The sequence below is a fragment of the Proteus terrae subsp. cibarius genome (assembly GCF_011045835.1).
GTDB classification, from domain to species: Bacteria; Pseudomonadota; Gammaproteobacteria; order Enterobacterales; family Enterobacteriaceae; genus Proteus; species Proteus cibarius.
In genome coordinates this window covers 489,627-502,462 of the sequence record NZ_CP047349.1, presented here as the reverse complement: position 1 = coordinate 502,462, position 12,836 = coordinate 489,627, and the positions used below count along the sequence as shown (strand labels likewise).

The following is a 12,836-nucleotide window of genomic DNA, read 5'->3' as shown; positions in this document are numbered from 1 at the left end:
CATATTCATTAGGAAGGCGAATCCATTACATCATCACCACATCAAATTGCTCCTGACTATAGAGTAGCTCAGTTTGCACTTTCACTTGTTTACCGACAAAAATTTCAACTTCTGCTAATGCATGTGACTCATCGCCTTTCAAGGTGTCTGCCACTGCTGAAGAGGCATAAACCAAGAAGCGATCTGCATCAATCGTTTTATGCACGCGTACTATTTCACGTAAAATCTCATAACAAACCGTCTCAACTGATTTTACCGTACCTCGCCCTTGGCAAGTTGGGCAGTCATCACAAAGAACATGTTCAAGGCTTTCTCGAGTTCTTTTACGTGTCATTTCGACTAAGCCAAGTTGAGAGAAGCCATTAATCGTTGTTTTCACTCTATCTTTACTTAGAGCTTGTTCAAGTGATGCCAATACTCTGCGTTTATGCTCATCATTATTCATATCAATAAAGTCAATAATGATAATACCGCCTAAATTACGTAACCGTAATTGACGAGCAATGGCTTGGCTTGCTTCAATATTAGTATTAAAAATCGTTTCTTCTAAATTTCTATGACCAACAAATGCCCCTGTATTGATATCAATAGTGGTCATTGCTTCAGTTTGATCGATAATTAGATAACCGCCTGATTTCAATTCAACTTTGCGCTCTAAAGCCCGTTGAATTTCATTTTCTACACCATAAAGATCAAAAATAGGCTGATTACCTTGGTGTAATTCAAGTTTAGCGGTTAATTCAGGAATATATTCACCAATAAATTCCTGTAGTTGATTGTAAGTTAATTTAGAATCAACTCGTATGCTATCTAATTCAGATCCAGCAAAATCACGTAAAATACGCTGTGCTAAAGCCAGTTCGCCATAAATTTGAATGCGGGTTTTATTTCTTTTCTTACGCTCAATAATTTTATTCCATAAGCGTTTAAGAAAAGCGGCATCTTGCTTAATTTCATGCTCGCCAACACCTTCAGCCGCTGTACGAATAATAAAACCGCCATTTTCATCGCAATACTCTTCAACGAGTTGTTTTAAGCGCTCACGCTCTTCTTCACTATCAATTCGCTGAGAAACGCCCACATGAGATGCGCCAGGCATAAAGACTAAATAACGAGAAGGTAATGTAATATCAGTGGTAAGGCGAGCGCCCTTGGTTCCTAAAGGATCTTTAACCACTTGTACAATCAAGTCTTGCCCTTGATGCACCAGTTGTGCAATATCACGAACATTAAATTTCTTCTGCTCTTCACCCGCAATGCATTCAGTGTGAGGCATAATATCAGAAGCATGTAGAAAAGCGGCTTTATCCAGCCCGATGTCAATAAATGCAGCTTGCATCCCGGGTAATACGCGACTTACCCGACCTTTGTAGATGTTTCCGACGATACCTCGTTTGGCTTCTCTTTCGACATGAATTTCTTGAAGTATGCCTCCACGAATATAGGCAACACGAGTTTCAGATGGCGTCACATTCACTAATAATTCAGCTGTCATGAAATCTCCTTCTCATTAGCTAGAGACGAAAATTGAGCTATCAACGCTTCGGTTTCAACAAGAGGCAATCCGACAACAGCATGATAACTCCCCTCAATCCGTTGAACAAAACGGCCTCCTTTTCCTTGAATACCGTAAGCGCCAGCTTTATCCATTGGCTCTCCTGACTCAATATACGCGCTAATCTCACTCTCTGTCATCTCTCTAAAAGTGACGTGTGTGACGACTAATTGACTCAATGTGCGTGTTCTATTAGAGATAGCAATTGCTGTCATCACTTGATGTGTTGCGCCTGAAAGTGAACGTAGGATTTGTGCGGCATGGGTTTCATCACGAGGTTTTTCAAGAATGTGACCATCATGAACCACAATAGTATCAGAGCCCAAAACGGGATAATTATGAGGTGCTTGTCTTACGCCTTCTTGTGATTTTTCTTTTGCCAAACGAAGAACATACTCTTCTGGCTTTTCACCTTGTTGCCAAATTTCATCAATTGCTGGCGTAATAATACTAAATTCAATATCTAATAACGCGAGAAGTTCACGTCTTCTTGGCGAGCTGGAAGCAAGGTAAAGCGTGGTCACAAATAATGTCCTCATGACGGTAACGCAAAAGTGACCGCCATGATCCAATAACTTAGTGAACTAAAAACTGGTGACGGATTTTGCGAAGCAAAAAATAAAGCCATGGCCAAAGAATACCACTGACTGGGCTATTCCAGAATACTTGAGGGTGAAAAGTCACTGGTGAAAGTAAAAATTCCGCCCAAAATACAGCAAGATCAACAACAACAACGCTTAACATCACCACTAAGGCTTGTTGCCATAACGCTAAATTACAAAAAAGCTGATATTTAAAGGCGATGACATAACTCACTAAAGTATAGGCCAGTGCATTAACACCCAAGGTTGTTCCTTGGACTAAGTCCATAACCATACCCAAGACAAATGCAGTTCCGACACTGATACGATGAGGAATTGCTGTTATCCAATAAATAAGAAATAACATGGGCCAAATAGGTCGATACACGGCTAACTGTTCTGGCCACGGCATAATTTGTAAAACCAATGCGACAAGAAAAGAGAGCCAAACGACCCAACGTCCACGACTTTGATATGGATTCATCGTATCTACCTACTTCTATTAGTATTAGCAGGTGTATTTGTTGCAGCCGGCGTTGTTGCTGGTGTCGCGGTTCCATTAGTTCCTTCAGCCGTATTGTCTAATGGCTCTTGAGACATAGAACGAGGAAGCGGTGGTCCTGCTTGTTCATAATTAGGTAATACTTGAGGCATCAGTTGCATTAAACGCTCATTGGCAGCGTGATAAACCTCTGAAGGCAGAGGGGGCTCCCCCGTTTTATCTGATGCATTCCATAATAAAAGCAAATAGCGTAAACGCTGTAGCTCTGCTGATGGACGAACATTAATTACGGAATAAGCCCGCTGATTATCTACTTTAACGGAAGATACCACACCAACAGGATACCCTTCTGGGAAGCGACCGCCCAATCCTGATGTCACTAAAACATCACCTACACGAATATCAATATTGGCCGGTAATGCTTCTAACAATAAATCATCGGCACAACCCGCACCAGAAGCTATAACTCGAATATCGTTACGCAAAACTTGTACTGGTAATGCATGAGAAGTGTCACATATTAATAGAACACGACTCGTAAGCTCACTTACGGCAATAACTTGTCCTACAACACCTTTATCACTAATAACAGGTTGTCCTTCATAGACGCCATCATTGGTTCCTTTATCAATAACCACTTGATCTCGATAAGGCGTGCTATTACCAGACAGCACTTGCGTCACTGTCATTTGTTCATTTTGGCGTAATGGTGAACCAAGTAATTCTCGTAAACGAGCATTCTCTTGCTTAAATTGTTCAAGTAATTGACTTTCTCCGCTGCGAACTAACAACTCTTTTCTTAACGCCTGATTCTCAAATTGTAAACGCTCACGCGTGGCAAATGTTTCTGAAATTTGATCAAGGAAACGGCGTGGACCATTTGCAAGAAAATAGAAGGGACTAACAGCAGTATCAAGATACTGGCGGACTTTAGAAAATGCACCAATACGGTTATCAGCAATCAATAAAGAGATAGCAACAACCACGGCGATTATTAATCTTAGTTGCAGGGAAGGGCCCCGACTAAAAATTGGCTTCATAAACTCTAAGATCACTCACACGGAGAAGTAAAAGAACAGGCGTTAATATTCTCACCAAGGGGGAATCCATTCTCCCTTGTTAGAATTAATCTCAATCTTCGCTAAACAGATCGCCACCGTGCATATCGATCATTTCTAATGCTTTACCACCACCACGAGCAACACAAGTCAGTGGATCTTCAGCAACAATCACAGGAATACCTGTTTCTTCCATTAATAAACGGTCTAGGTTACGTAATAACGCACCACCACCAGTTAATACCATGCCGCGCTCTGAAATATCAGAAGCCAATTCTGGCGGGCATTGTTCTAATGCAACCATGACTGCGCTTACGATACCTGTTAATGGTTCCTGTAAGGCTTCAAGAATTTCATTAGAGTTTAATGTAAAGCTACGAGGTACACCTTCTGCAAGGTTACGACCGCGAACTTCAATCTCATTGACTTCATCAGAAGGGTAAGCTGAACCGATATCGTGTTTGATACGTTCTGCGGTTGCTTCACCAATCAGTGAGCCGTAGTTACGACGCACATAGTTAATGATAGCTTCATCAAAACGGTCACCACCGATACGAACAGATGAAGAGTAAACGACACCGTTTAATGAAATCACGGCAACTTCTGTTGTACCACCACCAATATCAACCACCATTGAGCCTGTTGCTTCAGAAACAGGTAAACCTGCACCGATTGCCGCAGACATAGGTTCTTCAATTAAGAACACTTCGCGAGCACCTGCACTTAGTGCTGATTCACGGATAGCTCTACGTTCTACTTGAGTTGCCCCAACGGGTACACAAACTAATACGCGAGGACTTGGACGCATAAAGCTATTGTTATGAACCTGTTTTATGAAGTGCTGAAGCATTTTTTCGGTTACATAAAAATCAGCAATCACACCGTCTTTCATTGGACGGATAGCAGCGATATTCCCAGGTGTACGCCCTAACATCTGTTTGGCTTCATGCCCTACAGCTGCAACACTTTTTGATGTGCCAGCGCGATCTTGACGAATAGCGACAACGGAGGGTTCATCGAGAACAATACCCTGTCCTTTGACATAAATAAGGGTATTGGCGGTACCCAAGTCAATAGACAAATCGTTGGAAAACATGCCACGAAATTTTTTAAACATACGAAAGGATAATCCTGCAAGCCGGGACGGAAAAATCCGTCTACTCTATCAACCACAATAAGCAGCGACAAGGCGCGATTCACTACTTAAATTAAAGTGGACACGTAAATAATCTTAAAGGCACAATATTCTACGTTACTTTTCCCAATTGGAGCAGAAAAAAACTGCATAAAAATGGGCTAATTAGAACGATTAACGCATAATTTCGATCCTACGCTGTTCATATTTAAGTTATGTAACAATACAAACAACGCTCACATCAATAAAGAAAAATCTCACTTTGTTGCCAAACTGTGACTCAAAAGTCTCGTTGCAAGTTCAAATAAAATTTATTCATTTGAATAAGCACAATCACTCTATTGATATTAAATGGTGTTTCATCGACAAAATTTGACTGAGATAACAACCAGAGTACCCACCTCGAATACTTCTAAGGCAACACATTATCTTTAAAATTCGAGTAATAAAGAGAAATGCTAATTTTCATCCAATCGTAAACCATTAACGGTGTTATCTAATAACCAAGATATAAAACTCAGAATAATCTCTGCACCAATAAACATAGCCCCCCGTTTATACACTAAAAAAGGATTATTTGTCTCATTATTACAATAGATATTGTGCACAATCACGACGAGGCCTAAAAAATCACCTATCATGACACAAGTAGAAATCGATGAGGGGTCAAGATGAAAGCATTATTAGTAGAACAAAATGACAACAAACTCAGTGCCAGTGTACAGAGTGTTGATGAAAAAAAACTTCCTATTCATGAGGTTATTGTCGATATCCATTACTCAACGCTTAACTATAAAGATGGACTCGCGATCACAGGCAAAGGAAAAATACTGCGCCAATTCCCAATGGTACCAGGTATCGATTTTTCAGGTGTTGTTCATCACACCGAAGATCCTCGCTTCCATATTGGTCAACATGTTTTATTAACTGGCTGGGGTGTAGGTGAAAGTCACTGGGGTGGGCTTGCACAAAAAGCTGGTGTAAAAGGTGATTGGCTAACTGTAGTACCAGAAGGACTCTCTTTAAAAAATGCCATGACAATTGGGACTGCTGGTTTTACTGCCATGCTTTGTGTAATGGCATTAGAACAAGGCGGAGTCACTCCTGAAAGTGGTGATATTTTAGTCACAGGAGCCAGTGGTGGTGTCGGAAGTACCGCCATTAGTTTACTAACAGCATTAGGTTACCAAGTTACCGCACTAAGTGGCAGAGCAAGTAACCATGACTATTTACGCAAACTTGGTGCTAAAAATATTATCACTCGTGAAGAGTTTGAGCCTGCGGGTAAGGCTTTAGATAAACAACACTGGGCGGGTGCAATTGATACCGTAGGTGGGCAAATTCTTGCCAATATTCTGTCACAAACAAACTATAACGGAACAGTAGCAGCTTGTGGATTAGCGGGTGGTTTCTCTTTACCAACGACAGTCATGCCTTTTATTTTACGTAATGTTCGCTTACAAGGCGTCGATTCGGTTTATTTCCCAGCTGAAAAACGCGCTCAAGTTTGGCAACGTTTGTTAAAATTACTGCCAGAAACGTTCTATCAACAAGCGACGACTGAAATTACGCTTGATGAAGTTCCTCGTTATGCCCAAATGATTATGGATAATCAGGTAACAGGTCGAACCCTAGTAAAACTCTAATTTTTGGTTTTTATCTGCTTATTTCTGGCGTTAACTCACCTTATTTAATGCCAGAATAAGCTTCTTTGTGTGTAGTAGAGATACCAAATTGTGATGTAGATCACATTTATGACATATATTGATGATTAATCTCAAAGAAGCTCAGATTTCCAGTGACATCAATAAATAACGTGGTGTTATGATTATTTTTTAGACACCTATTTATTTTGCTTTCTTGCATTTACAATCTTGTAAAAACTTTTAACTTTTCATCAAAATAAACCCTTCACTCCCTGATTAGACCAGTATTTTGCTGTTATCTTCTGTGAAATGTCTATAATGTCGGACTTTGTGATATGTATCGTAGCATTGGATACAATAAAAGATGACAAAACGAAAAGCACAGGTTATTTTGTCATTTCGTTGACGAATTGACGGAGATAGAAGCATAATGTCGGAAAATTTTCATATTTTGCTCCTGAATGGTCCGAATCTAAACCTGCTTGGAACAAGAGAGCCGGAAACCTACGGACACTTAACTCTGGATGATATCGTTCAAAGTTTGTCAGCAGATGCTCAGGCATTAAATGTGAAACTCAGTCATTTTCAGTCTAACGCTGAATTTGAGCTGATAAATAAAATTCATGCAGCTCGGGGTAATGTCGATTATATATTAATCAACCCTGCAGCTTTCACGCATACCAGTGTTGCACTGCGTGATGCATTATTAGGGGTGGATATTCCATTTATTGAAATTCACCTGTCCAATGTCTACAGTCGGGAGCCTTTCCGTCACCATTCATATCTCTCTGATATCGCAACAGGCGTAATCTGTGGATTAGGTGCAGAAGGTTATCGGTTTGCTTTACAGGCAGCGGTCAGCCGCTTGTCTTAATAAAAAACATCAAAAAGAGTACGGAATCAACTCATGGATATTCGTAAAATTAAAAAACTGATCGAGCTAGTCGAAGAGTCTGGCATTTCTGAACTGGAAATCTCTGAAGGTGAAGAGTCAGTACGTATTAGTCGTAACTCTGGCCTCCAGGGTCAAATGGCTCCTCAGCAATATTTTGCGGCACCAGTGGCACCACAACCTGCATTAGCAAATGCAGTTGCGCCTGTAGCGCCAGAAACACCAGCGGCTACACCAGCGCAAGAAATCAGCGGTCACGTTGTACGTTCACCAATGGTCGGAACGTTCTACCGCTCACCAAGCCCTGAAGCTAAGAAATTTGTTGAAGTCGGTCAGCAAGTCAATGTAGGCGATACTCTGTGCATCGTTGAAGCAATGAAAATGATGAACCAGATTGAATCTGACAAAGCGGGTGTTGTTAAATCTATCCTTTGCCAAGATGGCGACAACGTTGAGTTTGACGCTCCACTCTTTGTTATCGAATAACGAGGCAGGTCCATGCTAGAAAAAATCCTCATTGCCAACCGTGGTGAGATAGCACTGCGTATCCTAAGAGCATGTAAAGAGCTTGGGATCAAAGCAGTTGCTGTTCACTCCACGGCAGACCGTGATTTAAAACACGTTCTGCTGGCAGACGAGACTATCTGTATTGGTCCCGCTGCTTCAGCAAAAAGTTACCTAAATATCCCTGCAATTATTGCAGCGGCTGAGATCAGTGGCGCACAAGCCATTCATCCAGGATACGGTTTCCTGTCTGAAAATGCTGATTTCGCAGAGCAAGTTGAACGTTCAGGCTTTATTTTTATCGGTCCAAAAGCTGAAACCATCCGCCTAATGGGTGACAAAGTTTCTGCTATCGAAGCGATGAAAAAAGCAGGTGTTCCTTGTGTACCAGGATCAGATGGTCCTTTAGGTAACGACACTGCAAAAAATATTGAAATTGCTAAACGTATTGGCTACCCAGTTATCATCAAAGCCTCTGGTGGCGGTGGTGGACGCGGTATGCGTGTTGTTCGTTCTGAAAAAGATCTAGAACAATCCATTACAATGACGCGTGCGGAAGCAAAAGCGGCATTTAGCAACGACATGGTATACATGGAAAAATACCTTGAAAACCCACGCCATGTTGAAATTCAAGTTATGGCTGATGGTCAAGGTAATGCAATCTATTTGGCTGAACGTGATTGCTCAATGCAACGTCGTCACCAAAAAGTGGTTGAAGAAGCACCAGCACCGGGTATTACCCCTGAAATCCGTAAAAATATCGGCGAACGCTGTGCGAACGCATGTATTGAAATCGGCTATCGTGGTGCAGGTACATTCGAATTCCTGTATGAAAATGGTGAATTCTACTTTATTGAGATGAACACCCGTATTCAGGTTGAACATCCAGTAACAGAAATGATCACTGGCATCGACTTAATCAAAGAACAGTTACGCATTGCATCAGGCTTACCTTTATCAGTAACCCAAGATCAAATTAATGTTCATGGTCATGCAATTGAATGTCGTATCAACGCAGAAGATCCAAAAACCTTCATGCCAAGCCCTGGTACGATCACTCGATTCCACTCACCAGGTGGATTTGGCGTTCGTTGGGAATCGCATATTTACGCAGGTTATACTGTTCCACCTCACTATGATTCAATGATTGGTAAATTGATCACTTACGGTGAAACACGCGAAATCGCGATCTCTCGTATGAAGAATGCGTTGGCAGAACTTATCATTGATGGTATTAAAACCAATATTGAACTACACCAGTTCATTATGAATGATGAGCAATTCCAAAAAGGTGGTACCAATATTCACTACCTTGAAAAACGTTTAGGTTTAGCTGAGAAATAATCTTTCTCACTTAACAAGAAAAGGCATAGTTTATTAACTATGCCTTTTTTATTGCAGATTTTCTGATATGTATTTATTTAATAGGAAACCCTTTAAAAGGTTTTATTTCTCGAATGCTAAAACTGGTATTCATCTCTTTAATATTACCAATGGCACGCACTTTCATCATTGAAACGTTGTGAAAATCTTCCATATCTTTAACAACCAGTTGCAACATATAGTCGTATCGGCCTGAGATATTATGACAAGAAATCACATTATCAATTTTCATTATTTCTTGTTCAAAATGCGCCATATTATCTTCAGAATGCAGATCTAACGTGATGTTCATAAATGCATAAAAATTAAACCCTAAATGCTTAGGTTCAATTATCGCTCGATAACTCTTTATCACTCCCTTTTCTAATGTCTTAAGTCGCTTCCAACAAGCCGGTGGGGATAAAAAAACACGCTTAGCAATTTCCGAATTATTTAATCGCCCTTCTTCCTGTAACAGCTTAAGTATCCCCATATCCGTTTTGTCAAGATCCATTCTATTCGCACCTCTGTGACATTAATCAAAATAACTTTTTTATCAAAGATAATTAATTCATAACTAAATTTTAGCGAATTTTATTAATAAATAAGTCCATCTAGCTTCCAATATGGAGAAATAATTAATCACACTAATTGCTAAAATAATTTTCGAAGTATCGTTATTCAGCTAATACAAAATGATTAGAAATCATGTTCCAAAAATAAACTTAACAAAACAAATACTATAAATTTTACTTTCACATGGGATTACATGTATGACCTTATTAGAACAAAAAGTTGATAGGGCCTCTCTCTCAAAAGAAGAATGGAAAAAATTAACTCGATTTGATAATACCGATATGGGGTGGATTATTATCAGTATCGGTATGGCAATTGGTGCTGGTATTGTTTTTTTACCCGTACAAGTTGGCTTAATTGGATTATGGGTATTTTTACTCTCTTCTATTATTGGCTACCCTGCCATGTACCTCTTTCAACGCCTGTTTATTAATACCCTTGCCGATTCTAAAGAATGTAAAGACTACCCTAGTGTTATCGAAGGTTATCTTGGTAAAAACTGGGGAATGTTTTTAGGGTTACTTTACTTCTTGATGTTAGTGATTTGGATTTTTGCTTATCCAACAGCGCTGACTAATGATACAGCATCTTATCTACACACCTTTGGCGTAACAGAAGGATTACTGTCAGAAAATCCATTCTATGGCCTAATTCTTATCTCATTTCTCGTTTTAATTGCATCACGAAGTGAAGAGTTATTATTTAAAATCTCAAGCTTTATGGTGTTATCTAAATTATTAGTTGTGTTTGCGCTGGGTGTCATGATGATCAGTATGTGGGATTTATCGAAAAATATCGATGCCTTCCCGCCTTTTAGTCTATTAATTAAAAACGCTATTATTACCCTACCTTTTACGCTCACTTCTATACTCTTTATTCAATCCCTTAGCCCAATGGTAATTTCTTATCGTGCCAAAAATAAGTCGATTGAAATCGCTCGCTACAAAGCCCTAAGAGCCATGAATATCTCTTTTGGTACACTATTTTGTGTTGTTTTCTTCTATGCCGTTTCTTTTACTTTTGCCATTGGACATGATGAAGCGGTTAAAGCCTATGAGCAGAATATTTCTGCACTAGCGATCGCAGCACAATTTATTGAAGGTGATGCAGCTAAATATGTGACTCCTGTTGGTGTGGCACTCAACATCTTTGCATTAATGACAGCATTCTTTGGGGTTTATCTTGGCTTTAAAGAAGCAGTACAAGGCTTAGTCATGAATGCTCTTACTCGTATTATTCCCGCAGAAAAAATTAATCAGAAAATCCTCTCGCTCTGTATTGTCATTTTCACTGTCGTTATTGCGTGGGGAGCCATTGTTCTTAATCTGCCAGTATTAATGTTCACTTCAATCTGTAGTCCTATTTTCGGGATTGTAGGTTGTCTTATTCCTGCTTATTTAGTTTACAAAGTACCTTCATTGCACCGCTATAAAGGTGGATCACTGTATTTAATTATCTTTACAGGCATCCTACTTTGTATTTCTCCTTTCTTAAAATTTATTTAATTAAATTAGATGTATTAAAGGCTTAACCATGAAATATAACTTTGACGAAATTATAGATAGAAAAGATACTGATGCTTTAAATTATGATGGTTGGCGCCAGTATATTTTTAAAGCAGATAAAGATGCGCAATTTTCCTTTGCTGATAATGAGTTTATTAGAATGTGGGTTGCAGATATGGACTTCTCTACTCCTCCTGAAGTGCTTGACGCCATTAAAGCGCGCCTTGATAGAAAAATATTAGGTTATACCAAGGTGTATGATAATGAGTATTACCAAATATTTAAAAACTGGTGTCAAAGACATTATGATTGGGAAATTGATCCGCGTGAAATCGTATTATCACCGGGTATTATTCCTGCGTTAAATCGCCTAGTGCCTTTATTAATAAAAGAAGATGAAAGCATCCTGATTCAAACGCCTTCTTATACTCCCTTTAAACAAGCGGGAGATTATAACTCTCGCCAAGTGATCTACTCTGATTTATTAGAAGAAGATGGTGAATACGCTGTCGATTTTGCTGATATGGAACGCAAAATTAAAGATAAGTCACTTAATATTAAGCTCTTTATTTTATGTAATCCTCAAAACCCAACGGGTAAAGTATGGATTGAAGAAGAGCTAATTAAGATGGGGAAACTCTGTATTGAAAATGATATTTGGATAATATCAGATGAAATACATTGTGATTTATTACGTAACGGTGTGACGCATACTCCTATTGCTAAACTCTTTCCTCATTATGAAAAAGTTATCACCTGCATGGCTCCAAGCAAGACATTTAATCTTGCAGGTAATCTGATGTCTCATATCTTTATTAAAGATAAAAAAGTAAAAAAAGAGTGGCTTCGTCTTTATGATGACTTTATTTCACCATTAAGTTTAGTTGCAACAAAAGCCGCTTATTCTCAATGTGATGAATGGTTAAAAGAACTAAGAAACTATCTCGATGATAACTTTAAATTAGTACAAGAGTTTACACAGGTTCATTTTCCAAAAGCAAACTTTAAAATACCTGATTCAACCTATTTAGCGTGGATTAATTTGGCAAATTATTTACCTGAAGATGTCGATAACCAACAGCTTTCACTCTATTTTGCGAATAAAACAGGCATTCTATTAGAAGGTGGAAATATGTTTGTAAGTAATGGTGATAACTATATTCGTATTAATCTTGCTTGCCCTCGCACCATTATCAAAGAAGGTTTAGAAAGAATAAAAAATGCCCTTTAATTTTTAATTTATGAGATGAGTAAAACAAAGAAGAGCACCACTTTTGATTAATTTATTTTAGTGTCTGCTCTTCTTTTATCCTATTTCCATTATATTAAGCACCCTGCTTATGGCGATTATTTCAACAATTTATTTGTTGATTAATATACAAATCTATCTCTATTCTATTATTCTCTTAATAGAAAATGGTCACTAATCCTTTTTAAAACAATAAGATAATCTATTTTTAATATCCTCTCGCGACTTTGTGATTAATTTTCACTGAATCAATACTCACTTTCCCGTACAA

Annotated in this window: 12 protein-coding genes; 6 read left to right on the top strand and 6 right to left on the bottom strand. The window is 38.9% G+C overall.

The genetic code is table 11. The annotated features are described in order from the left end of the window. Positions 1 to 25 precede the first annotated feature (25 nt). From rng to mreB, 5 genes are all read right to left on the bottom strand, one after another. Positions 26 to 1,495 carry a ribonuclease G gene (rng, locus tag GTH25_RS02420; protein ID WP_075671477.1) on the bottom strand — a complete coding sequence of 490 codons (1,470 nt, stop codon included), beginning with the start codon at positions 1,493 to 1,495 and terminating at the stop codon, positions 26 to 28. Then, positions 1,492 to 2,079, bottom strand: coding sequence for a Maf family protein (locus GTH25_RS02415; protein WP_075671479.1), 588 nt, complete (start codon positions 2,077 to 2,079; stop codon positions 1,492 to 1,494). Before GTH25_RS02415 ends, rng begins: the two co-directional genes overlap by 4 nt. Positions 2,080 to 2,131: 52 nt before the next feature. Further along, positions 2,132 to 2,620 (bottom strand): rod shape-determining protein MreD, encoded by a 489-nt coding sequence (mreD, locus tag GTH25_RS02410; RefSeq protein WP_075671481.1) that lies wholly within the window; start codon positions 2,618 to 2,620, stop codon positions 2,132 to 2,134. Between the two features lie 5 nt (positions 2,621 to 2,625). Then, positions 2,626 to 3,678 (bottom strand): rod shape-determining protein MreC, encoded by a 1,053-nt coding sequence (gene mreC / locus GTH25_RS02405; RefSeq protein ID WP_075671483.1) that lies wholly within the window; start codon positions 3,676 to 3,678, stop codon positions 2,626 to 2,628. 91 nt (positions 3,679 to 3,769) lie between these two features. Next, positions 3,770 to 4,813 (bottom strand): rod shape-determining protein MreB, encoded by a 1,044-nt coding sequence (gene mreB / locus GTH25_RS02400; protein ID WP_023582893.1) that lies wholly within the window; start codon positions 4,811 to 4,813, stop codon positions 3,770 to 3,772. 689 nt (positions 4,814 to 5,502) lie between these two features. Between mreB and acuI the strand changes: the two genes are divergently transcribed. From acuI to accC, 4 genes are all read left to right on the top strand, one after another. After that, positions 5,503 to 6,477: an acrylyl-CoA reductase (NADPH) gene (gene acuI, locus GTH25_RS02395; RefSeq protein ID WP_075671485.1), complete on the top strand. Its 975-nt coding sequence runs from the start codon at positions 5,503 to 5,505 to the stop codon at positions 6,475 to 6,477. Positions 6,478 to 6,907: 430 nt separating this feature from the next. Then, positions 6,908 to 7,351 carry a type II 3-dehydroquinate dehydratase gene (aroQ, locus tag GTH25_RS02390; protein WP_075671487.1) on the top strand — a complete coding sequence of 148 codons (444 nt, stop codon included), beginning with the start codon at positions 6,908 to 6,910 and terminating at the stop codon, positions 7,349 to 7,351. A gap of 33 nt (positions 7,352 to 7,384) precedes the next feature. Continuing rightward, complete coding sequence (gene accB, locus GTH25_RS02385; protein WP_075671489.1) at positions 7,385 to 7,855, top strand: acetyl-CoA carboxylase biotin carboxyl carrier protein; 471 nt, start codon at positions 7,385 to 7,387, stop codon at positions 7,853 to 7,855. Between the two features lie 12 nt (positions 7,856 to 7,867). Beyond that, positions 7,868 to 9,217 carry an acetyl-CoA carboxylase biotin carboxylase subunit gene (gene accC / locus GTH25_RS02380; RefSeq protein ID WP_075671491.1) on the top strand — a complete coding sequence of 450 codons (1,350 nt, stop codon included), beginning with the start codon at positions 7,868 to 7,870 and terminating at the stop codon, positions 9,215 to 9,217. Positions 9,218 to 9,290: 73 nt separating this feature from the next. Here the strand turns inward: accC and GTH25_RS02375 are convergent, their stop codons facing one another. After that, a complete protein-coding gene (locus GTH25_RS02375; protein ID WP_075671493.1) occupies positions 9,291 to 9,749 on the bottom strand; it encodes an Lrp/AsnC family transcriptional regulator in 459 nt (152 codons plus the stop codon). Between the two features lie 343 nt (positions 9,750 to 10,092). Here GTH25_RS02375 and GTH25_RS02370 point away from each other — a divergent pair, with 343 nt between their 5' ends. After that, positions 10,093 to 11,316, top strand: a complete 1,224-nt coding sequence (locus GTH25_RS02370) for an aromatic amino acid transport family protein (RefSeq protein WP_371317019.1) — start codon at positions 10,093 to 10,095, stop codon at positions 11,314 to 11,316. 28 nt (positions 11,317 to 11,344) lie between these two features. After that, positions 11,345 to 12,547, top strand: coding sequence for a MalY/PatB family protein (locus GTH25_RS02365; protein ID WP_075671497.1), 1,203 nt, complete (start codon positions 11,345 to 11,347; stop codon positions 12,545 to 12,547). Positions 12,548 to 12,836: the final 289 nt, after the last annotated feature.

Excerpts from the sequence above, each read along its gene's own strand:
- mreC (WP_075671483.1), bottom strand. The coding sequence starts at position 3,678 with ATGAAGCCAATTTTTAGTCGGGGCCCTTCCCTGCAACTAAGATTAATA.
- accC (WP_075671491.1), top strand. The coding sequence starts at position 7,868 with ATGCTAGAAAAAATCCTCATTGCCAACCGTGGTGAGATAGCACTGCGT.
- rng (WP_075671477.1), bottom strand. The coding sequence starts at position 1,495 with ATGACAGCTGAATTATTAGTGAATGTGACGCCATCTGAAACTCGTGTT.
- GTH25_RS02370 (WP_371317019.1), top strand. The coding sequence starts at position 10,093 with ATGGGGTGGATTATTATCAGTATCGGTATGGCAATTGGTGCTGGTATT.
- aroQ (WP_075671487.1), top strand. The coding sequence starts at position 6,908 with ATGTCGGAAAATTTTCATATTTTGCTCCTGAATGGTCCGAATCTAAAC.
- GTH25_RS02375 (WP_075671493.1), bottom strand. The coding sequence starts at position 9,749 with ATGGATCTTGACAAAACGGATATGGGGATACTTAAGCTGTTACAGGAA.
- acuI (WP_075671485.1), top strand. The coding sequence starts at position 5,503 with ATGAAAGCATTATTAGTAGAACAAAATGACAACAAACTCAGTGCCAGT.
- mreB (WP_023582893.1), bottom strand. The coding sequence starts at position 4,813 with ATGTTTAAAAAATTTCGTGGCATGTTTTCCAACGATTTGTCTATTGAC.
- mreD (WP_075671481.1), bottom strand. The coding sequence starts at position 2,620 with ATGAATCCATATCAAAGTCGTGGACGTTGGGTCGTTTGGCTCTCTTTT.
- accB (WP_075671489.1), top strand. The coding sequence starts at position 7,385 with ATGGATATTCGTAAAATTAAAAAACTGATCGAGCTAGTCGAAGAGTCT.
- GTH25_RS02365 (WP_075671497.1), top strand. The coding sequence starts at position 11,345 with ATGAAATATAACTTTGACGAAATTATAGATAGAAAAGATACTGATGCT.